The organism is Caulobacter sp. NIBR1757, assembly GCF_027912495.1.
In the GTDB taxonomy this organism is placed as follows: Bacteria; Pseudomonadota; Alphaproteobacteria; order Caulobacterales; family Caulobacteraceae; genus Caulobacter.
The window spans coordinates 4,225,879-4,245,963 of record NZ_CP115463.1; the positions used below are offsets into that span (position 1 = coordinate 4,225,879).

A 20,085-nucleotide genomic window follows, 5' to 3' on the forward strand; every position below is an offset into this window, starting at 1 on the left:
GAGGGGTACAAAAACTACTTTACAGGGGGGGGCTATTGCCTCATATGCCCCCGCTCCGGCGGACCCCGTTGTCCTCATCGCTGCTAACGCCGGCCTGGGTTTAACTGCTAACAGGGGGCTACGTGAATTGCACACGTACCATACTCCCCTGGACCTGGTCCGCGAGCGGTCTCCGGAACATCCTGTCGCACTCGTGCGACGCGATGCCGTAGCTGCAGCAGCGCGCTGGTTCCAGACGAAGTTCAAGGGTGACGTCCTCTACGCTGTGAAGGCCAATCCTTCACCGTGGGTCATAGAGACGCTCGTCCAGAATGGTGTGACCCGGTTCGACGTCGCGTCGATCCCGGAAATCGCGCTTGTGGCGGAGCACGCCCCGGGCTCGCAGATGGCCTTCATGCATCCCGTGAAGAGCCGTCGGTCGATCTCGCAGGCCTACTTCGACTACGGCGTGCGCACCTTCGCGCTCGACACCCATGAAGAGCTGGCCAAGATCCTCGACGCCACCGGCGGGGCGCGCGACCTGAACCTCATCGTCCGCATGGCGGTCGATGCGGAGGGCGCCAACTTCAGCCTGTCGGGCAAGTTCGGGGTCACCCCGTTCGAAGCCCCCAGCCTGCTGCTGGCCGCGCGTCAGGCGACCAGCGCCCTGATGGGCGTCAGCTTCCATGTCGGCAGCCAGTGCATGCGCCCGACCGCCTATCAGGCGGCCATGGCGCAGGTCAGCCGCAGCCTGATCCGCGCCGGCGTCTTCGCCGATGTGGTCGATGTCGGCGGCGGCTTCCCGAGCATCTATCCCGGCATGATCCCTCCGGACATGGACGACTATTTCAGCGCCATCGAACGCGGCTTCAACGAGATGCCGGTGTCCGAGACGACCGAGCTGTGGTGCGAACCCGGCCGGGCCCTCGTCGCCGAGTCGACCTCGCTGCTGACCCGGGTCGAGCTGCGCAAGGGCGAGGCGCTGTACCTCAACGACGGGTCCTACGGCTCGCTGTTCGACGCGGCGCACGTCAAATGGCCCTTCCCGGTCAAGCTCTACCGGGGCGAAGGCGCGGAGGCCCGTGAAGTCGAGGGCGACCTGAAGCCGTTCCGCTTCTACGGTCCGACCTGCGATTCCATGGACCACATGCCGGGTCCCTTCTACCTGCCCACCGATATCCAGGAAGGCGACTTCATCGAGATCGGCATGCTGGGCGCCTACGGGGTCGCCATGACCACCCGCTTCAACGGGTTTGGCGAGACCGAGATGGTGGAAGTGACCGACGCCCCGATGGCCTCGATGTTCGGTCTGGCCCGTCGCTCGATCCCGGCCCCCAAGCCGGCCAGCAACGTCGTCAGGCTGTCACGCCCCAAGGGCAGGAAACGTCGGCGCAAGTAAGCCGTTTAGTACCCAACCATTCTGCCGCAGGCCCGTCGCTCCGTCCGGGCCTGCGGATGCTTTTGTCGACGGGCGCTCAAAACCAAAGGGAAACCTGAAGCGATGAACGCTCCTGTTCCGAACACCAAGGCCCAGCTGCTCGGCAACACCGTCGAGCACGTCGACATGACCAGCTTCGACGCCCGTCCGATCATCGATTCGATGCGCAAGATGAGCTTCTCGAGCCGCGACACGGCCCGCGCCGCCGACATCTTCTCGATGGCCATCGAAGACCCCGACTGCAGCCCGTGGCTGATCCTGGCCGGCTCGACCTCGGCCGGCGGCTGCATGCATGTCTACCGCGACATGGTGAAGTTCGGCATGGTCGACGCCATCGTCGCCACCGGCGCCTCGATCATCGACATGGATTTCTTCGAGGCCCTCGGCTTCAAGCACTACCAGGCCGCTGGCCAGGTCGACGACAACGTGCTGCGCGAGAACTACATCGACCGCATCTACGACACCTACATCGATGAGGAAGAGCTCCAGGCCTGCGACCACACCATCCTGGAGATCGCCAACCGGCTGGAGCCGCGCGGCTATTCCAGCCGTGAGTTCATCTGGGAAATCGGCAAGTGGCTGTCGGAAGGCAACGCCAAGAAGCCCGGCAGCCTGATCCAGACGGCTTACGAAGAGGGCGTGCCGATCTTCTGCCCGGCCTTTGTCGACAGCTCGGCCGGGTTCGGCCTGGTCAAGCACCAGAAGGAACAGATCGCGCTGAAGAAGCCCTATCTGATGATCGACGCCGTCGCCGACTTCCGCGAACTGACCGACATCAAGATCGCCGCCGGCACCACCGGCCTGTTCATGGTCGGCGGCGGGGTTCCCAAGAACTTCGCCCAGGACACCGTGGTCTGCGCCGAGATTCTCGGCGTCGAGGCGGACATGCACAAGTACGCCGTGCAGATCACCGTCGCCGACGTGCGGGACGGCGCCTGCTCGTCCTCGACCCTGAAAGAGGCCGCCAGCTGGGGCAAGGTGGACACCACCTTCGAACAGATGGTCTTCGCCGAGGCCACGACCGTGGTGCCGCTGATCGGTTCGGACGCCTATCACCGGGGCGCCTGGAAGAGCCGCACCAAGCGCCGCTGGAACAAGCTGTTCCAATAGCCACACCAATCACCGCCGCTTCGGGAACCCTCGGAGCGGCGGTTGCTTATGGCCTGCGGGGGCGCTTACATCGGCGCACTGCCGTCGGAGCTTCCATGTCCATGATCCGCTTCTCGCTCGTCGCCGCCTCGGCGGTGCTTCTGCTGGCCGCCTGCGGCAAGGCCGAAGAGTCCGAGACGCCCTCCCCGGCTGAACCGGCCGCCAAGGCCGAGGCCCCCGCCGCCCCGACTGGCCCTCTGGGTCCCGACCAGACCGTCACCACCGACGGCGCCACCGTTTCGGTCGGCGCGGCGGCCTCGAAGGTCGCCACCCCCGCCTATGCGCCGCTGTATCCCGGCGCCGTGGTGGTCAACAGCGTGGTCGGCGAGAGCGGCGTCGGCAAGGGCGGCACCGTGACCTACCGAGCCAACGCCAGCACCGCGGCGATCATCGATTTCTACGAGGGCAAGGTGGAGGCCGCGGGCAAGCCGGTGACCATGAACGCCGAGATGGGCGCCAATGTGCGCATGCTGACCGCCGGCGACAGCGGCGACGGCAAGGGCGCCATGCAGGTCATCGCCAGCCCGGCCGGCAGTGGCTCGGAAGTGCAGCTGACCTGGTCGGACGAGGAGACGGCGGCGCGGCCCTCCAGTACCGGCCCGGCGGTCGGCTCGGCGGGACCGCCCGCCGCCAACCGCGACAACATCCCCAAGAAGCGCACCGGCGGCTGAGGCCTAGAAGGCCCCGGCCGTGTGCAGCAGCCAGGCTGTGTAGGCCAGGTAGCCGGCGACCAACGCCGCCCCCTCGTGCCGGTGGATCTTCATGCCTCGCAGCGCGAACAGGATGGCCGCGCCGGTCGCCGCCGCCAGCACCCAGATATCGACACCGAGAATCTCCGGCGGCACGGCGATGGGTTTGACGATGGCGGTGACGCCCAGGATGCCCAGCAGATTATAGAGGTTTGAGCCGATGACGTTGCCCAGGGCCACATCCCCCTGGCGGCGCAGGGCGGCGGTGATGCTGGTCACCAGTTCGGGCGCCGAGGTGCCGACCGCCACGATGGTCAGGCCGACAATGGTATCCGAGACGCCCATCGACCGGGCCAGGGACACCGAGCCATCGACCAGGATCCCGGCCCCGATGATGGTCACCGCGATGCCGCCGGCCGCCAGGATCAGCGACACCCACAGACTGCCCAGCCAGCCCGGCGCCACCAGATCGGCCTCATCCTCGATGCGCTCGCCCTCGGGACCGGGCGCCTTTCGCTCCAGCAGCCAGACCAGAACGATGTAGCCGACGAGCAGGCCGACCCCGATCATCCCGACGGTCCGGCCCAGTTCGCCTTGAAGCAGGGCCCAGATGGAGCCCGCCGTCGCCAGGGCCAGGACGGGCCCGTCCCGCAGAAAGGCGCGGCGGTCGACGAGGATCGGCGAGATCAGGGCGGTCAGGCCAAGGATCAGCAAGGCATTGGAGATGTTGGAGCCGACGACGTTGCCGACCGCGATGCCGGGCGAGCCGGCGAAGGCCGCCTGAAGGCTGATGACCAGCTCCGGCGTCGAGGTGCCGAAACCGACCAGGGTCAGGCCGATCACCAGGGGGCTGACGCCCAGCGTCCGGGCGGCGCTGGTCGCTCCCCGCACAAGGATGTCGCCGCCGATGATCAGCAGCACCAGCCCGACCAGGATCGCGATCCAGATGTCCATGACGGCCTCCCCTTGGCGCAGTTTGCCCGCCCCATGGCCCGGCCGCCAGCAAAACCGGTCAGCTTGCCCTTTGCCGCCGGCATGGCTACCTGAAGGGCATGTCCTGCGGCCACGACCATCACAGCCACGGCCTGAGCGGCGGCGCCCTGAGCGCCGAGCTGGTCGCCGCCGATGCGCGCTGCGCCGAGGCCGGACAGAAGCTGACCCCGCCGCGCCGCCGAGTGCTCGAACAGCTGTTGCAGGCCGGCCAGCCGGTGAAGGCCTATGACCTGATCGCCGCCTTCGCCGACGGGGCGCCGGCCAAGCCGCCGACCGTCTACCGGGCCCTGGAATTCCTGTCGAAACAGGGGTTCGCCCACCGGATCGAGAGCCTCAACGCCTATGTCGCCTGCCGCCACTCGGCCGCTGAGGGCGCCGACAACCACGCCGCCGCCTTCCTGATCTGCGACTGCTGCGGGGCCACCCGCGAGATCGACCCGGCGGTGCTGGACAGCATCGAGACGGCCGCCCGGGGACCGGGTTTCACCGTCCAGAGCGTGACCATCGAGGCCCACGGCCTCTGCGCCGATTGTGGGGCCGGATGAGTTTCGAGGGCGTCGAGATCTGGCGCGGGGGCGTCAACACCTGGGAATGCGACGAGATGGGGCACATGAATGTGCGCTTCTACGTCGTCAAGGCGGTGGAAGGGCTGGCCTCCCTGGCCGCCATGATCGGCATGCCGGAGGCCTTCCGCGCCGATGCGACCTCGACCTTGCTGGTCCGCGAGCAGCACATCCGCTTCCTCAAGGAAGCCCATGCCGGCGCCGCCCTGCACATGATCGGCGGCGTCGTCGAGATGGGCGAGAGCGAGGCCCGCCTCGTCCAGCTGCTGATCCATTCGAACACCGGCGACATCGCCGCCAGCTTCCAGACCGTCGTCACCCACGTCACGGCGCGCGACGGCACCGCCTTCCCCTGGTCGGAGCGCACCCGCGGCCTTGCCGCCGGCCTGACCATGGCCGTGCCGGAAAAGGCGCGGGCCCGGAGCGTGCCGCTGGAGCCGGTGTCCAGCCTCGCCAGCCTGGCCAGGGCCGATGAGCTTGGCCTGATGCGCATCGGCCTGGGGGCGCTGTCGCCGCAGGAATGCGATGTCTTCGGCCGCATGCGCTCCGAGCTGTTCATCGGCCGGGTGTCGGACGGCATCGGCGCGCTGGTCGGACCCCTGCGGGCCCTCGCCGCCGAGCACGCCCTGAGCAAGCCGGCCCGCACCGGCGGGGCGGTGCTGGAGTACCGCCTGGTGCAGCTGGACTGGCCGCGGGCCGGCGAGCGGTTCGAGCTGCGGTCGGGACTGGTCGGCGTCGATGGGCGGACCATGCGGATGGTCCACTGGATGCTCGACCCGGAGACCGGCAAGGTCTGGGGGACCAGCGAGGCGGTGGCCATCACCTTCGACCTCGACGCCCGCAAGGTGGTGCCGATCGAGGAGGCGGCGCGGGAAGCGATGATGGCGACGGCCATCGACGGACTGGCGCTGTAGTCGCTAGGCCAACGCCTCCAGCAAGGCCGCCCGCACCAGATCGGGGACCTCCATCGGCAGGAAGTGGCTCGTGCCCGGGATGGTTTCGACGGTGATGCGGCCGGTCGCGGTCAGCTCGTCCATCCGGTCGTCCACCTGGCAGGTCGAAGCGATCTCCGCCTTCAGGATGCGGATCGGGCAGGTCGAGTCGAAGAACCCCGGCCAGGGCCGATGCTCGCGGGCCGAGAAGTTGGCCGCTTCCCAGGCCGGGGCGCAGGCCAGCCTGAAACCGCCCGCCTCGTTCGGCACAAGGCCGTCGGCCAGGTAGTCGGCCAGCATGGCGGCCGGCCAGGTCCTGAAGGCCCCGCGACCGAGATAAGCGTCATAGGCCGCCTCGCGGCTGTCGAACTGGTTGCGACGCCGCAAGGCCCCGATCGCCAGGGGCGAGGAGCCGGCGGTTTCCCCCAGGGTCCGGGCCACGTCCTCGCGCATGACCACCGGGTCCAGCAGCACCAGACGGCCCAGCAGGTCCGGGCGCAGCCCCGCCGCCACCAGGCCGGAGGTGCCGCCCATCGAATGGCCGGCGACGACGGCCGGCGGGACCTCCAGGGTTTCCAGCAGGCCGATCAGGTCGGAGCCGAAGTTGGCCCAGGAGCCGTGACCGTCGCCGGGATCGGCTTCCAGCTCGCAGCGGCCATGGCCACGCATGTCGATGGCCAGGACGCGATGGCCGGCCTCGGCCACGGGGCTGAGCAGGGTGCGGTAGGTCAGGGCGTTGAAGCCGTTGGCATGGCAGAAGACCAGATCGATCGGCCGGCCTTCGGGCCCCATCTCGATGCCGGTCATCACCCCGTCGCCGGCCGGGCTGTTGATCGGAATGCGGCGCCGGCGGAAGGCGGGGCCGGGCGGTGCGGGATCGGTGCTCATCAGGTCCGTCATGACCGCCAGACCCAACGGAACGCAAGGGGCTTGGTTTTCCCCGCGTCAGGGCGCCATGCTGGGGCAAACGGGAGAAACCGCCATGAACGCCCACGCCCCGGTCGATGTGACCACCACCGACTGGACCTGCTTCGCCGTCACCATTGAGGGCGGGGTCGCCCATATCCAGCTCAAGCGGCCGGACGAGTACAACACCATGGTCCGGGCCTTCTGGAACGAGTTGCCGGTGATCGTGAAGGACATCAGCGACAACGCCCGGGCCCGCGCCATCGTGCTCAGTTCGACCGGCAAGCACTTCTGCGCCGGCATGGACCTGGCCGTATTCGGCGGCGGGGGCAGCACGACGGGCCTGAAGCCGGCCGACAAGGAGAACGCCGGCGAGAGCTTCCGCTACCATGTGCATCACCTGCAGGACGTCATCAGCTGCCTGGACGAGGCGCGGATGCCGGTGATCGCGGCGATCCAGGGCGGCTGCGTCGGCGGGGCGGTCGATCTGACCTCGTCGGCGGATATTCGTTATTGCACGGCGGACGCCTTCTTCGTGATCCAGGAGATCAACATCGGCATGACCGCCGACGTCGGCACCTTTCCCCGGCTTTGCAAGCTGATCCCCGAGGGCTGGGTGCGTGAGCTGGCCTATACGGGCCGCCGCCTGCCGGCCGCCAAGGCGCAGGCGATCGGCCTGGTCAACGAGGTGTTCGAGACCCACGAGCAGTGCGTCGAGCACGCCCTGGCCACGGCCCGGGAGATCGCCAGCAAGTCGCCGCTGGCCGTGGCCGGGTCCAAGGTGATGATCAACTACGCCCGCGACCACACGATCAAGGACGCGCTCGACTATATCGCGGTGTGGCAGACGGGGATGTTCAGCGGGGCCCATATGGCCGAGGCCTTCAAGGCCAAGGCCGAGAAGCGCGACAGCGACTTCCCCGACCTGATCCCGCTGCGGCGGGGGATGTAGCCTAGAACTCCCGCTCCGCCCCCGACAGGTCGGCGCCGTCCAGTTTCGCGCCGGTGAGGTCGGCTTCCAGCAGGCGGACGCGGCGGGCCCGGGCCTCGCGCAGGTCGGCCTGGCGCAGGACGGCGCGGGTGAGGTTGGCGCGCAGATAGCGGCCCTCGCCGATCAGCAGGGGGCCGAGGTCGGCGCCGCGCAGGTCGGCGCGGTCGAGGCGGGCGTCGAGCAGCTTGACGCCCCGAAGGTCGGCGCCGCGCAGGTTGGCGCCGCGCAGGTCGGCGCTGGACAGGTCGCTGCCCTGCAGCTGCGCCCCCTCCATGTCCATGCCGAAGAAGACCGAGCCCGGGGCCTGCAGGCCGGTCAGCACCCGGCGGCGCAGCTGGCGCAGGGAGCGGAAATCGACGCTGGAAAGCTTGGCGGCCCGGCCGCCGGCGCCGTGGGTGGCGCAGAAGCGTTCGTGGTCGGCCAGCACGTCCCCCAGGGGTTCGTCGTCGATGTAGACGATCGGCGGCGGGGCGCGCAGCACGTCGGAGAGGTCGGCCCGTTCGAGGTTGGCGGTCGAGGTGTCGACGCCGGTCAGCACCGCCCGCTTCAGCGAGGCGCCCGCGAGGTCGGTGTTGAACAGCTCCGCCCCGGACATGTCGGCCCCGTCGAGCAGGGCCTTGGCCAGGCGGGCCCCGCCCAGCTGGGCACCGGCCAGGAGGGCGTCGGTGAGGTCGGCCGAGCGCGACTCGTCGGAGAGCTGGGCGCCCTCGAGGTTGGTCCCGGCCATGACCGCATACTTGAGGTCGCCGGGCCGGGCGTCGTGGGTCAGGATGCGGAAGCCCTGGGCGCTGTCCTGCATGGCGATGCGGCCCTCGCGAAGGTCGGCGCCCATCAGGTTGGCGTGCGAGAGGTTGGCGCCGCGCAGGCAGACGCCGCGCAGGTCGGCGCGGGTGAAGTTGGCGGTGCGCAGGTCGGCGTCGCGCAGGTCGGCCCCGAACAGGACGGCGCGGCTGAAGTCGCCACCCATCAGGCTGGCCCCGTTCAGCCGGGCCCCGGTCAGCTCGGCGTCGGCGAGGTTGACCCCTTCCAGCATGAGGTTGCTGAGGTCGGCGTGGGCGAGGTTGGCCCGCCTGCCGCCCGGCCGGCCGCTGAGGAAGCGCGCATGGGCCTCGAGCGTCTGCTTAAGGCTGGCATGTTCCAGGGTGCGGAGCAGGTTGGGGGCGGCGGACATCGAACGGTGATCTTCGGTTGGCGCCCTTAAGGAAGGGTGAGAGTCGACCTGAAATTCCCGTTTTTGGGTCAGCCCGTTCCGGGCGTCAGAACCAGCCCTTGCGCTTGAACCAGAGCATCGGCAGTACCACGGCGACGACCATCAGCCCGAGCGCCAGGGGCTCGCCCCAGGGCAGGTTGAATTCCGCCATGTATTTGAAATTCATACCAAAATAGCTGGCGACCAGGGTCGGCGGCAGGAAGATGACGGCGGCGATCGAGAAGAATTTGATGATGCCGTTCTGCTCGATGTTGATCAGGCCGAGGGTGGCGTCGAGCAGGAAGGTGATGTCGCCCGACAGGTGGCCGGCATGGTCGGTCAGGCTGGCCACGTCGCGCTGCAGCGACTTGAGGCGCACCGCGTCCTCCTCGCCCTCGGCGATGAAGGGCGAGACGGAGGCGTAGACCAGCAGGCGCGACAGGCTGATCAGGCTGTTGCGGGCCTTGGCGGTGATGCCGCGCCAGCGGCCGAGCTTGCCGAGGATGACCTCGAACCGCGCCGTCTGGCGGGGCCGTTCGAAGATGTGGTTGGAGAGGTTCTCGACCTGTTCGGAGGCGGCTTCCAGGATATCGGCGACGCGATCGACGATGGCGTCGAGCAGGCCGAGGAACACCGACTCGCCGGCGTCGCAGAGCGCCCCGCCGCGTTCGGCCAGGGTGGCTTCGAACAGCTTGAAGGCGCGGGGGTGGGCGTAGCGGATGGTGATCAGCCGGTCCTTGACCAGCACGAAGGTGACCGGGGTCAGCTTCGGGGCCTCGGCCGCCGCGCCGGTGATCACCTCGACGGTCAGGTAGGTGGCGTGGCCCTCGCGGTAGAGGCGGGAGGAGGCCTCGATCTCGCTCATGTCCTCGCGGGTCGGCAGTTCCAGCTGGAGCTGCTGTTCGATGAGAACCTCTTCCTCGCGGGTCGGCTCGACGAGATCGATCCACACCGTGTCGGCCGGCAGGACCCAGCCCTCGCCCGGCGTGACGTCCACGGCCGCCTGGGCGTCGCGCATGAGCAGTCGGATCATTGGCGGGTCCTGGGCGGGGTTATCGAAGCGGCCCACCATTATAACAGCCATCGGTGGGGCCAATGGGCCTTGGGCCGGGATTGTTCAATTCAATCAAAAGGGGGCCGGTAGGCGGCCGGCGGGTGGGCGCGGGGGAAGCGGTGGGGGGCCGGTGGGGGCGCGGTGGCGTCGGGGTGGCCGCCGATGGGGGCCGGGTGGGCCAGCGCCGGCAAAGCGAAAGGGCCGGTGTTTCCACCGGCCCTCTGGCACTTTTGAATCTCGGGTATGTCGCTACTTCTTGTCGCCGCCGCCGGTCGCCTTCTGGATCAGGTCGGCGATGTTGTCGGAGGTTTCGGCGGCCTTGTTGAGCAGGGCCAGGGGCGAGGCGCCCGGCTGCACCGAGCCGACCACATGGCCGGCGGCGCTGTTGGCCACCAGGGTGGCGGTGTCCTGGGCGAGGGCGAAGCGGCCGGAGGCCTGGGCCATCTTCTGGGCCTGGCCGTCGGGATAGATGAAGCCGTGGGTCGGATAGACGCTGGTGCCGAGGTCGCGGATCGGATCGTACCAGACCTTGACCTGGGTCCAGTTGCCGGCCGGCGAGACGTCGACGACGGTGACGTCCTTCTCGACCTTGCCGCGGGCCCCGCCGATGGCCGACCAGTTGGCATGGGTGATCTGGATGACGCGGTCGGTCAGCACGCGGGAAACGACGGCCACATGGCCGAGCTTCATGCGGGCGGTGGCCTTGAAGCTGAGCACGGCGCCCATCTGCGGCGTGTCGCCGGTCTGGTAGCGCTGCACGGCCTGACCCCACCAGGTGTGGGCGTCGCCGAAGATCTGGATGCCCGACAGCAGGCGGGCGAACGGCACGCATTGCCAGTAGGTTTCAGCGGACGAGACCGCGGGGATCAGGCTGATCATCAGAGCAGCGGTCAAAGATCCGAGAACGGTTCTGGCCCGTGAACGCATGCTGGGATGCTCCCCCGTGGAAACGATCGGTAACGCTTAGTCATCTCACAGGGGAATGAAAAGAGTCTTTTCACATCGCCGGCGCGACAGATCGTCTTTTCGCCCATGAATCCATCAGAAGCTTCATGCGGGCGCGGGCCGGCTTCTCGATCAGGTGATAGCTGGCGGCGGCCAATGGAATCACCGAGGCGATGAACAGCAACCAGATGTACCAGGGCAGCCGATCGTCTGTTGTATTCAACAATCTGGTTGCTGCATTCACAAACAGAAGCTTCCAGGGCACGCAGATCATATAGACCGAATAGCTGATCTCACCGAGATATACCGACGTTTGTCCGCTGGCGAATCGCGAACCATGCTCCGCCATCCCCGCGAGGCAGAGGATCAGCCCCCCGAAGCCGGCCACGGCCAGCAGATCCGGGGCCCCCGACACCGCGACCATCAGGGCGCCGGCGCCCATAAAAGCGGCGCCCACGGCCCCGGCCCGCAGCGTTTTGACCGCCCCGGCCCGCCACAGGCCATGCATGGCGCAGCCCAGCGCGAAGCAGGGAACGATGCGCAGGATGCCCCAGTGGATGGTGGCCTCGGTCAGACTCTCGCCGGTGAGGGCGGTATAGACGGGGTAGAGGACGGCCATGAAGCCGAGCGCCAGACCGGCCCCCAGCCAGGCGCGATGGCGCAGCCGCCAGGCGGCCCAGGCAAAGAGCGGGAAGGTCAGGTAGGCGAACCACTCGGCCGAGATCGACCAGCTGGGGTGGTTGAAGGCCGCCTGCGGGGCGGCGCCCCAGGCCTGCAGCAGCAGCAGGTTGGCGGGCAGCGACTCCCAGCTGAGGATGTTGGCGTCGATGGCGAAGCCGGCGGCGGTGGCCCCGACGCCCAGCGCCATGACGCCCAGCAGGGTGGCGAGATGCAGCGGATAGACCCGCGCCAGCCGGTTCCACAGGAAGGCCCCGTAACGGAACCGGCCCTCGCCGAAGCTTTCCAGATAGACGTGGCAGAGGATGAAGCCCGACAGGGTGAAGAACAGCTCCACCCCCAGGTAGCCCTTGCCGATCAGGGCCGGCTCGACCAGGGCGGAGCCGGCGCCGACCTGCAGATTCGGCCAATAGTGATAGAGCACGACCCACATGGCCGCGAAGAAACGCAGGCCCGTCAGCGGCTTGATATGGGCGGCGTCATTCATCTCTGGGCCAACATTGTTCGAGGGGGTGCTTCCAATTGTCGCGGTCGATCCCAAGTATGAGCCCACGAAGGTTTAGGGAGGCTTGAGAGCCACGTGGACGGAATCGCGCAACTTCTGACGGACCCGGCGGCCTGGGCGGCCCTGGTCACCCTGATCGTGATGGAGGTGGTGCTGGGGATCGACAACCTCATCTTCATCTCGATTCTCTCGAACAAGCTGCCCGAGGCCAACCGCCAGAAGGTGCGGCGCCTCGGCATCGGCCTGGCCCTGGTCATGCGGCTGATCCTGCTGTCGACGATCGCCTGGATCGTCGGGCTGACGCAGCCGGTCTTCACCCTGTTCGGCAATGAATTCAGCTGGAAGGACCTGATCCTGATCGGCGGCGGCCTGTTCCTGATGTGGAAGGCGACCAAGGAAATCCACCACACGGTCGACCCGGCCCCGGACAACGGCGGCGTCCTGGACAAGACCGACGTGGTCATCACCAACGTCGGCTCGGCCATCTTCCAGATCGTGCTGCTCGACCTGGTCTTCTCGATCGACAGCATCCTGACCGCCGTCGGCATGACCGAGCACCTGCCGATCATGGTCGTCGCCGTGCTGGTCTCGATCACCGTCATGCTGCTGGCCGCCGACCCGCTGGGCAATTTCATCAACAAGAACCCGACGGTGGTGATGCTGGCGCTGGGCTTCCTGCTGATGATCGGCATGGTGCTGATCGCCGACGGCTTCGGCATGCATGTGCCCAAGGGGTACATCTACGCGGCGATGGCGTTCTCGGCGGGGGTCGAGGCGCTGAACATGTGGAGCCGGGCGCGGCAGGCGAGGCGGGCGCAGGCGTCGGAGGAGACGCGGCATTAGGGGGTCAGCGAGACGCCAGGGAGGGCCGGCTTGCGGTCAGGCTTCACCGGGAGACGTCGTGAAGCCTGCTTCCGCGGGATGGAAAGCTGTACTGTTGGCCTGAGTGAAAGGCCCGTACCGCGCTAGAATCGACCTTGGCTTCACCCCCTATGTCAGGCCGCCCCGCCAAGACGGCCCTCCACGGCGATGATACGAAGCGGCGCGCTTCAAGGCATGGTGGATGCAGGACAACCACGGTGACTCGCACGCCGACTTCGAGCAGGGCGGGGTCCCGAAAGCCCGTCGCCCGGACGGGCGAACGAAGCTTCAACACGACCGTGAGTCACACAACTACCAGACTAAAGAATCGCAACCCCTATTGACGATTGTTAACCGTTCGTTAACGATACGCGCTCGAGTGGCAACCGGGATGGGGGATAGGCTTATGAGTGTCCGGGATCTTGTTCGGAAGGGCATCGAATCCAGAGCGAACGAAGGCGTCACGGGGGGTGGTAGCCGCTTGTTGCGCGATCAGGAGCTGGACCAGATTTCTGGCGGCTGCGAACCTCCGAAAATGGTGTTTATCGTCGATCACAGCCAGTTCTCGCAGACGAGCAACCACTACCGAGACGTCGCTACTGGCCACTTCGAGTGGGAATACGACATTTCCTGCATCTACTAGGCGGTGTCGTCCTTGGTGGCGGCGTACGCACCGCTCCCTGAGGTCTTGTCGCAACGACAAGCGCTGGGGTTTGTCGTCAAGGTAGCAGAGCGCTGCAACATCGCCTGCTCCTACTGCTACTTCTTTTTCCACGGCGACCAGACCTATCGGGAACATCCGGCCTACATCTCCGAGGCGACATGCGATGGCTTCGTTGACTACGTCGCTGAGACGGCTTCGACGCTTGGCCTAAAGACAGTCACTGTCGGGCTCCACGGCGGCGAGCCGTTGATGGCGCCAAAGGCCCGGATTGATGAGTTTTGCAGGAAGCTACGAGAGTTGCCGCAGCGCACCGCGCTGGAGACGGTAAGTATCACCCTCCAAAGCAACGGCATGTTGATAGACCAAGAGTGGATCGAAATTTTTCGTCGGCATCGTGTTGCGGTCGGAATCAGTCTCGACGGGCCCAAAGAGAAGAACGACAGGGCGCGGATCGACAAGCGCGGCCGTGGCACCTATGACCGCACGATCTCTGGATACCAACGCCTTGTGGGTGCGGCCCATCGAGGTGAAGCTGCGCTGCCTGGTCTGCTCGGTGTGATGGATCCGGAGCTAAGCGGGCGGGACGTGGCCCGGCACTTCGTTGAGGAACTGAAGTGTCGCCACCTGAATTTTCTCACCCCTGATATCCATTTCGACGATCCAATCGCGACGGCCAAATACATCGATGGCGTCGGTCGATTCATGATCGAAGTCTTTCGGTACTGGGTGGAATTGGATGATCCGGAAGTCTCAATTCGTTTTATCGATGAGATCTCCAACTGTCTCCAGTCGGATGACTTCGCTCGTCAGGCCAGATCTGACGCACGCGAATACAGGCATCTCTTCACCATCTCATCCAATGGGGATATCGGACCGGAAGACACGATCAAGACCGTGGCGCCACGCTTCCGCGGAGATGAGTTCAACATCTCGCGAAGCACCATAGCGGACGTCCTGGGGAGCTCGCCGTGGGAGGAGATTGGCCGCGCGCGCTTCCAACCTCCCGAACGCTGCAAGACGTGCGAGTGGTGGGGCGTTTGCCGTGGCGGCAGCATCACCAATCGCTACAGCGAGGCACGCGGCTTCGACAACCCATCGGTGTTTTGCAGCGCCCTGCAGGCCTTCTATGGCGAGGTAGCTGCCTGGCTGGTCGAAAGCGGTGTGAACATCGAACGCATTCTGGACCGCCTACACGCGGCCCATGACTAGCGAAGTCATTTCAATGTCGTTCTTCGGCGACCACATCAAGAGACACCCGCGCCCGCGTCGCGGGCAGCTTGTTGACGACCGAGAAAGAGACGGGGAGCCGAGCCACCTCGGGGTACTCGGCGATGACAGCGATGGCAGCCTCGCGATCGGCTTCGTTTCGGGTGCTGATCCGCACCTCAAGAACCTCGCTCCAGTCAGCGCTCTCGGCAGCCATCATCGCCCTCGTCCGCTCGAGCGCGCCTTTCAACTCCGTCGCCACGTCCGGATAGACTTTGGCATCGGGGGAGCCGGAGGTCGCGAAACGCGACAGCCCAGGGCGTTCGCGGAAGATCTGTTCGGCGGCAGGGCCGCTCAACTGATCAATCAGAGACGGCGCCATGTCAGCCTTCGCCGCGCTGGCGGCGAAAAAGGTCAGGGCCGAAAGCGCTATAGCTGCTCGCCGGTGCATGTGAAGCCTCCGTGGATGATGCCTCGAGCATTACGCCGACATGGTTAAGGCTCTCTATCTAACGTTGAGCGCGCCACGACCTGGCCTGTTGGCGGCCCTAAGCCTGGCGTTCGCATAGTGGGCGAGCCGACACTGTCATTCTCGTCGGAAACCGATGACGAGCCGTGCACACCGCCGCCTTCAGCATTCCTGCTGCTGGCGGCCAGCATCATCGGCCTGGCGTTCTCTTTGGTCAGCCCCTGGATTCCGCTCTCTGTCGAAGTATCGGGAGTGGTCGCCCCAAACGGCCGGCTCGTCGTCCGGGGGGCTTCGCGCGAAGCCTGCACACTCCTGGGGGTTGCACAGGACATTCACGTCCGTTCGGCTCACGGCGAACACAGGTGGGAAGGTTCAGCGCCTTGCCTGGCGACGGGGCCGGCGAGCGTTCAAGTGAGGCTCCCCCGTGAAATGGTCGTGCCAAAAGGCACCCCTGTCGTCATGACCGGCACGCGCTGGGTTTCGCCACTGGCGCTCTATCGTATGCATCAGCCGATCGAGCTCGTCCGATGAGGTTCGTGCCCCAATCAGAGTCGGCTGAGTGTGGTCTCGCCTGCCTTTGCATGATCAGCCAACACTGCGGCCGGCCGATGGGTCTTGCACAACTGCGGACGTTGTTTCCGCCCTCCACGCGAGGCATGACTCTTCGCGACCTGTTGGCGGCCGGAAAGATCGCCGGATTGGCGGGCGAGGCCTATGCCATGGACGCGACCGCCCTTCGCGCTCGCGACGAACCGGCGATCCTGCACTGGCGTGGCCAGCACTTTGTGGTGCTGCGAAAGCTGACCAGCGAGAAGGCCCTTATCTTCGATCCTGAAGAAGGGCCGCTGACGATCCCGAGGGCTGAGTTCGACAGGGTCTATTCCGGTGTAGCGGTCATCTTCGGCATTTCCGGAGATCCGGCGCCAGAAGCGACTTCGTCCTCGGGCTGGCGCGCGTTGCTGCGCCACGCCAGACCACCAGCTGGCCCTATCGGGCTCGCCTTTGTCCTTACATTGGCGCTGGAGGCACTGGCTTTGGTGGCCCCCCTTTACATGCAGATCATCATCGACCGGGCCTTGTCCTGGTCGATCAAGAGCCTGATCCTGCCAACGGCGGCCTTCTTCCTGATTGTCTACGCGGTGCAGGCACTGCTCGGTTACCTTCGCAGCATGACGCTCGAAGGGCTCAGTCGGCGGTTGGGCCGAGAACTGTCGGCTTCAGTCGCGGCGCACCTGCTGACCATCCCTGTCCGGTTCTTTCTTTCGCGTGGCCCCGCCGATGTTCTGTCCAAATTCCAGTCCGTGCACCGCATCAAGATCTGGCTGACGCGCGATTTGGTCGATGCCGTGATCAACGTCCTGGTCTTGGTCATCTCCGCAGCGATTATGCTGTCCTACGATCCGACCTTGTCGGCGGTGTCCGGCGCCTTGGTGCTTGGCATTTGTGGATTTCGGTTCTTCTGGGCCGAGCGGGAAGCGGCCCTGACGCAGAAGGAAGTCGTTACGAGTGCACAGGAAGCCGGCGCGATGCTTCAGAACATTCGCGCCATTCAATCCATCAAGGCCCAAGGCCTTGAAGCCCCACGTTTCGGCATCTGGCGCAAAAGCCATTGGGCATACTCGGGCGCATCGTTCAGTTCTCGGATATTTGGCGCCAGGATAAACGAAATCGAAGGCTTGTTACTGGCCATCGAGAATTTGCTAATCGTTGCCTTTGGCGCGTTTCTGATCTTGAACAAGCAACTGACGCTGGGAGTCCTCCTGGCATTCTTCGTATATCGGCTGTACGTGCGCCAGAGAGCACTCAGTCTGGTTAGGACAGCTGTTCAGCTTCGCTCTTCACGCATCCATCTCGACCGAGTTCATGACCTTCTGGATCAGCCGCCCGAGAACGGTATTTTCTCTGGGGAGGGGAACCCGTTGATCCACCTTCCCCGCATTGTCGGTGAGATTGAATTCCAGGATGTCAGCTTCCGCTACGCGGCGAACGATCGCGACGTGTTGCAGAACGTCACGTTTCGGATTGCGCCGGGCGAAGCGGTCGGCCTGACCGGGGCATCCGGCTCAGGGAAGTCGACGCTCATTCGATTGATGCTGGGATTGGTGCGCCCGACAAAGGGAAGAGTGCTGATTGACGGCATCGACATAGATCGCCTGTACCTGCCCGCGTTCCGGCAGCGGGTGGGAATCGTGTTGCAGGACGACGAAGTTTTCGAAGGCACGATTCGGGAGAACATCACGAACTTTGACGACACGGCGAGCGATGAAGCCGTTCGGGCTGCTGCTGAGGCCGCCAACATCGCTCAGGAAATCGACATGATGCCTATGGGCTTCGACACGCCGCTGTCCGCAGGAGCTGGCACTTTTTCGTCAGGCCAGAAGCAACGCATCTATCTGGCAAGGTTGTTCTATCGGAGTCCCGCTCTAATCATCCTCGATGAAGGGACGGCCAATCTCGACCCGGCGAATGACCAGCGCGTCGCGGCAGTGCTGAGTGAAATTCCCGTCACCCGCATATATGTTGCGCATAGCTCCGCCCTGCTCCAGCGGGCGGACCGGACATTCAGCGTCCGGGATGGCCGGGTCGCCGAAGCCGTCTCGACCGCCGGGGGCCTTGGCCAGGACTCACGGACCAGTCACAGCTAGGCCCTGACGAGCGGAAGCCCATCCGTCAGGCCGTCAAGGACTGACGCCTCCCGGAAAGCCTGCTCCGCCCGCGTGCCTGGAGCAGGGCTCCTGACAAGGCAGTGGTTCCGACGGTCTCGCGCGGGCCCGGCGACGGCAGGAGCACAGGGTCCGCCGCCACCGGCCCCGCCTCAGAACGCCCCGCCCATCGGGCGGACGATCATCTCGTTGACGGCGACGTCGGCGGGCTGCTCGATGGCGTAGCGGATGGCCTGGGCGATGACGTCGGGCTTCAGGGCGACCCGGCGCGCCTCCTCGATGTAGGCGGCGGTGTCGGGGTCGGTGATGGTGGCGGCGAGTTCGCTCTCCACGACGCCGGGCGAGATGACCGTGGTGCGGATTTCGGGATGCTCCTGGCGCAGGCCCTCGGTGATGGTCCACACCGCCGCCTTGGTGGCCGAATAGACCGCCGTCGTCGGCCAGACGCCATGGGCCGCGACCGAGGCGACGTTGACGACATGGCCGGCGCCCTGGGCCTGGAAGCGGGGCAGGACCGCCGCGATGCCGTTGAGCACGCCGCGCACGTTGACGTCGATCATCCGGTCCCACTCGTCGGTCTTCAGCGCCGTCAGCGGCGACAGCGGCATCAGGCCGGCGTTGTTGACGATGACATCGACGCGGCCAAAGCGGGCCTCGGCGAAGGCGATGAAGGCTTCGAAGGCCGCGCGGTCGGCGACATCGAGCCCCTGGAAGGCGGCCACGCCGCCGGCGGCCTGGATCTCCTGGGCAAGCGCCTGCAGCCGCCCGGTGCGGCGGGCGCCGAGGACGACCTTCATGCCGGCGGCGGCGAGCCCGCGGGCCGTGGCCTCGCCGATGCCGCTGCTCGCGCCGGTGATGACGACGACCTTGCCTTGCGTGTCTGACATGATGTTCGAGCTCCTTTTTCGCCGACATGGGATGTCGTCGACGCTGAAGCCTTCTCGTCCGAACGGCGGGGCGAGCGGTAGAACAGCCCTCCGCCATTCTTGCACGATCCTCCAGGCGCTGTTCGCGGCTCTTGCTCCTCACGGGGGCCGGATGACAGGGTGCGGCATGCCGCAGATCGACGAGCTCGCCGAGATCATTGCCCGCCATGTGCCGGCCGACGGCATGCACGCCAGCGCCCTGCCCCGCTTAAGCCTTATCCGATCCTGCAGGCCGACGGAGGCGGTTCCGACCGTCTATCGGCCGTCGCTGTGCATCATCGCCCAGGGGCGCAAGCAGGTGGAGCTGGGCGGGCGCGGCTATGTCTACGATCCGGCCAAGTATCTGGCGGTGTCGGTCGACCTGCCGCTGGTCGGTTCGATCCTGGAGGCGAGCCCCGAGCGGCCCTACCTCTGCCTGGCGCTCGACATCGACCTGTCCGTCCTCTCCGACCTGATGCCGCGGAACGGGCCCGAGCCGGCGTCGGCGCCGGTCGGGCCCGCCCTGGGGGTCAGCGAGGTGGAGCCGGGCCTGCTGGACGCGGCGCTGCGGCTGGCGCGGCTGCTCGATGCGCCGGGAGACGCCCCGGCCCTGGCCCCGCTCGCCGAGCGGGAAATCCTCTACCGGCTGCTGTCGGGGGCGCAGGCGCCGATGATCCGCCACATCGCCACCGCGGAGAGCCGTCTGGCCAAGGTCGGCCGCGCCATCGCCTGGCTGCGCCGCAACTACGCCGGGCCGGTCAGCGTCGAACGCCTGGCGGCCGACGTCGGCATGAGCCCCTCGTCCTTTCACAGCCATTTCAAGGCCGCCACCACCCTCAGTCCGCTGCAGTACCGCACCCGCCTGCGGCTGCAGGAGGCGCGACGGAGGATGGTGGTCGAGGCGATGGACGCCGCCAGCGCCGGCTTCGCGGTCGGCTACGAAAGCCCCTCGCAGTTCAGCCGCGACTACCGCCGCCTCTATGGGGCCCCGCCGCTGACCGACGCCATGCGGCTGCGCGGCTCGCCGGACTATGGCCAGGGATGACGGCGACCAGATCAAGTCATCATATCGACACGATAGGTTTCTGATTGCTTTCAAATTGAAATAGCATGCCAAAATTTGGTCTGCGATGAATAATAGTTTGTACACAGTTGGATACAAACTGTGGAAATCAGGCCGCTTTGGCTTCTTCAATTGTTCACACGGCCAAATGTGTATTTGTTGAGGCAGGATCGAGACCCATAGGCTCTGCCCATTCCGCCGGACCGCCTCTCCCAGCGCGTCCGATGCCCAGAGGGGGTGGCG

At 66.3% G+C, this 20,085-nt stretch carries 19 protein-coding genes; 11 read left to right on the forward strand and 8 right to left on the reverse strand.

The annotated features are described in order from the left end of the window. The first annotated feature begins 127 nt into the window (after nt 1-127). From O5I81_RS20265 to O5I81_RS20275, 3 genes are all read left to right on the forward strand, one after another. The gene (locus tag O5I81_RS20265; protein ID WP_271066672.1) at nt 128-1,378 is read left to right on the forward strand and encodes a type III PLP-dependent enzyme; all 1,251 of its coding nucleotides are present in this window, start codon (nt 128-130) and stop codon (nt 1,376-1,378) included. A gap of 102 nt (nt 1,379-1,480) precedes the next feature. Next, the gene (locus tag O5I81_RS20270; RefSeq protein ID WP_271066673.1) at nt 1,481-2,527 is read left to right on the forward strand and encodes a deoxyhypusine synthase; all 1,047 of its coding nucleotides are present in this window, start codon (nt 1,481-1,483) and stop codon (nt 2,525-2,527) included. 95 nt (nt 2,528-2,622) lie between these two features. Beyond that, nucleotides 2,623-3,237 carry a hypothetical protein gene (locus O5I81_RS20275; RefSeq protein WP_271066674.1) on the forward strand — a complete coding sequence of 205 codons (615 nt, stop codon included), beginning with the start codon at nt 2,623-2,625 and terminating at the stop codon, nt 3,235-3,237. Between the two features lie 3 nt (nt 3,238-3,240). On the opposite strand, the gene O5I81_RS20280 is transcribed toward O5I81_RS20275, so the two are convergent. Next, nucleotides 3,241-4,209, reverse strand: a complete 969-nt coding sequence (locus O5I81_RS20280) for a calcium/sodium antiporter (RefSeq protein WP_271066675.1) — start codon at nt 4,207-4,209, stop codon at nt 3,241-3,243. A gap of 98 nt (nt 4,210-4,307) precedes the next feature. Here O5I81_RS20280 and O5I81_RS20285 point away from each other — a divergent pair, with 98 nt between their 5' ends. Both O5I81_RS20285 and O5I81_RS20290 read left to right on the forward strand, forming a co-directional pair. Beyond that, nucleotides 4,308-4,793, forward strand: coding sequence for a Fur family transcriptional regulator (locus O5I81_RS20285; RefSeq protein WP_271066676.1), 486 nt, complete (start codon nt 4,308-4,310; stop codon nt 4,791-4,793). Further along, nucleotides 4,790-5,725 (forward strand): thioesterase family protein, encoded by a 936-nt coding sequence (locus O5I81_RS20290; RefSeq protein ID WP_271066677.1) that lies wholly within the window; start codon nt 4,790-4,792, stop codon nt 5,723-5,725. Before O5I81_RS20285 ends, O5I81_RS20290 begins: the two co-directional genes overlap by 4 nt. 3 nt (nt 5,726-5,728) lie before the next feature. Here the strand turns inward: O5I81_RS20290 and O5I81_RS20295 are convergent, their stop codons facing one another. Next, nucleotides 5,729-6,631, reverse strand: a complete 903-nt coding sequence (locus O5I81_RS20295; RefSeq protein ID WP_271066678.1) for an alpha/beta hydrolase — start codon at nt 6,629-6,631, stop codon at nt 5,729-5,731. 94 nt (nt 6,632-6,725) lie between these two features. On the opposite strand from O5I81_RS20295, the gene O5I81_RS20300 reads away from it, so the two are divergent. After that, the gene (locus O5I81_RS20300) at nt 6,726-7,601 is read left to right on the forward strand and encodes a crotonase/enoyl-CoA hydratase family protein (RefSeq protein ID WP_271066679.1); all 876 of its coding nucleotides are present in this window, start codon (nt 6,726-6,728) and stop codon (nt 7,599-7,601) included. A 1-nt stretch (nt 7,602) separates the two neighbouring features. Here O5I81_RS20300 and O5I81_RS20305 read toward each other — a convergent pair whose 3' ends face one another. From O5I81_RS20305 to O5I81_RS20320, 4 genes are all read right to left on the reverse strand, one after another. Further along, complete coding sequence (locus tag O5I81_RS20305) at nt 7,603-8,811, reverse strand: pentapeptide repeat-containing protein (protein ID WP_271066680.1); 1,209 nt, start codon at nt 8,809-8,811, stop codon at nt 7,603-7,605. 85 nt (nt 8,812-8,896) lie between these two features. Beyond that, complete coding sequence (locus O5I81_RS20310; RefSeq protein ID WP_271066681.1) at nt 8,897-9,862, reverse strand: magnesium transporter CorA family protein; 966 nt, start codon at nt 9,860-9,862, stop codon at nt 8,897-8,899. Nucleotides 9,863-10,132: 270 nt separating this feature from the next. Continuing rightward, nucleotides 10,133-10,810 carry a CHAP domain-containing protein gene (locus O5I81_RS20315; RefSeq protein WP_271066682.1) on the reverse strand — a complete coding sequence of 226 codons (678 nt, stop codon included), beginning with the start codon at nt 10,808-10,810 and terminating at the stop codon, nt 10,133-10,135. A 70-nt stretch (nt 10,811-10,880) separates the two neighbouring features. Beyond that, entirely contained in the window at nt 10,881-11,993 is a 1,113-nt protein-coding gene (locus tag O5I81_RS20320; protein ID WP_271066683.1) for an acyltransferase, read from the reverse strand. A gap of 93 nt (nt 11,994-12,086) precedes the next feature. Here O5I81_RS20320 and O5I81_RS20325 point away from each other — a divergent pair, with 93 nt between their 5' ends. From O5I81_RS20325 to O5I81_RS20335, 3 genes are all read left to right on the forward strand, one after another. Next, a complete protein-coding gene (locus O5I81_RS20325; protein WP_271066684.1) occupies nt 12,087-12,854 on the forward strand; it encodes a TerC family protein in 768 nt (255 codons plus the stop codon). Nucleotides 12,855-13,278: 424 nt separating this feature from the next. Further along, nucleotides 13,279-13,515, forward strand: coding sequence for a hypothetical protein (locus O5I81_RS20330; protein WP_271066685.1), 237 nt, complete (start codon nt 13,279-13,281; stop codon nt 13,513-13,515). A 15-nt stretch (nt 13,516-13,530) separates the two neighbouring features. Next, on the forward strand, nt 13,531-14,745 hold the full coding sequence (locus tag O5I81_RS20335) for a radical SAM protein (protein WP_271066686.1): 1,215 nt from the start codon (nt 13,531-13,533) through the stop codon (nt 14,743-14,745). 10 nt (nt 14,746-14,755) lie between these two features. On the opposite strand, the gene O5I81_RS20340 is transcribed toward O5I81_RS20335, so the two are convergent. Further along, a complete protein-coding gene (locus O5I81_RS20340; protein ID WP_271066687.1) occupies nt 14,756-15,124 on the reverse strand; it encodes a hypothetical protein in 369 nt (122 codons plus the stop codon). 614 nt (nt 15,125-15,738) lie between these two features. Here O5I81_RS20340 and O5I81_RS20345 point away from each other — a divergent pair. Further along, on the forward strand, nt 15,739-17,856 hold the full coding sequence (locus tag O5I81_RS20345; protein ID WP_271066688.1) for a peptidase domain-containing ABC transporter: 2,118 nt from the start codon (nt 15,739-15,741) through the stop codon (nt 17,854-17,856). Nucleotides 17,857-18,026: 170 nt separating this feature from the next. Here O5I81_RS20345 and O5I81_RS20350 read toward each other — a convergent pair whose 3' ends face one another. Then, entirely contained in the window at nt 18,027-18,761 is a 735-nt protein-coding gene (locus tag O5I81_RS20350; protein WP_271066689.1) for an SDR family oxidoreductase, read from the reverse strand. 166 nt (nt 18,762-18,927) lie between these two features. On the opposite strand from O5I81_RS20350, the gene O5I81_RS20355 reads away from it, so the two are divergent. Then, on the forward strand, nt 18,928-19,824 hold the full coding sequence (locus O5I81_RS20355; protein WP_271066690.1) for an AraC family transcriptional regulator: 897 nt from the start codon (nt 18,928-18,930) through the stop codon (nt 19,822-19,824). Nucleotides 19,825-20,085 lie beyond the last annotated feature (261 nt).

Bases quoted from the DNA above. Each gene is read 5' to 3' on its own strand.
- O5I81_RS20305 (WP_271066680.1), bottom strand. From the start codon at position 8,811: ATGTCCGCCGCCCCCAACCTGCTCCGCACCCTGGAACATGCCAGCCTT.
- O5I81_RS20295 (WP_271066678.1), bottom strand. From the start codon at position 6,631: ATGAGCACCGATCCCGCACCGCCCGGCCCCGCCTTCCGCCGGCGCCGC.
- O5I81_RS20350 (WP_271066689.1), bottom strand. From the start codon at position 18,761: ATGTCAGACACGCAAGGCAAGGTCGTCGTCATCACCGGCGCGAGCAGC.
- O5I81_RS20345 (WP_271066688.1), top strand. From the start codon at position 15,739: ATGAGGTTCGTGCCCCAATCAGAGTCGGCTGAGTGTGGTCTCGCCTGC.
- O5I81_RS20300 (WP_271066679.1), top strand. From the start codon at position 6,726: ATGAACGCCCACGCCCCGGTCGATGTGACCACCACCGACTGGACCTGC.
- O5I81_RS20285 (WP_271066676.1), top strand. From the start codon at position 4,308: ATGTCCTGCGGCCACGACCATCACAGCCACGGCCTGAGCGGCGGCGCC.
- O5I81_RS20355 (WP_271066690.1), top strand. From the start codon at position 18,928: ATGCCGCAGATCGACGAGCTCGCCGAGATCATTGCCCGCCATGTGCCG.
- O5I81_RS20275 (WP_271066674.1), top strand. From the start codon at position 2,623: ATGTCCATGATCCGCTTCTCGCTCGTCGCCGCCTCGGCGGTGCTTCTG.
- O5I81_RS20290 (WP_271066677.1), top strand. From the start codon at position 4,790: ATGAGTTTCGAGGGCGTCGAGATCTGGCGCGGGGGCGTCAACACCTGG.
- O5I81_RS20310 (WP_271066681.1), bottom strand. From the start codon at position 9,862: ATGATCCGACTGCTCATGCGCGACGCCCAGGCGGCCGTGGACGTCACG.
- O5I81_RS20270 (WP_271066673.1), top strand. From the start codon at position 1,481: ATGAACGCTCCTGTTCCGAACACCAAGGCCCAGCTGCTCGGCAACACC.
- O5I81_RS20315 (WP_271066682.1), bottom strand. From the start codon at position 10,810: ATGCGTTCACGGGCCAGAACCGTTCTCGGATCTTTGACCGCTGCTCTG.
- O5I81_RS20330 (WP_271066685.1), top strand. From the start codon at position 13,279: ATGAGTGTCCGGGATCTTGTTCGGAAGGGCATCGAATCCAGAGCGAAC.
- O5I81_RS20320 (WP_271066683.1), bottom strand. From the start codon at position 11,993: ATGAATGACGCCGCCCATATCAAGCCGCTGACGGGCCTGCGTTTCTTC.
- O5I81_RS20340 (WP_271066687.1), bottom strand. From the start codon at position 15,124: ATGGCGCCGTCTCTGATTGATCAGTTGAGCGGCCCTGCCGCCGAACAG.
- O5I81_RS20280 (WP_271066675.1), bottom strand. From the start codon at position 4,209: ATGGACATCTGGATCGCGATCCTGGTCGGGCTGGTGCTGCTGATCATC.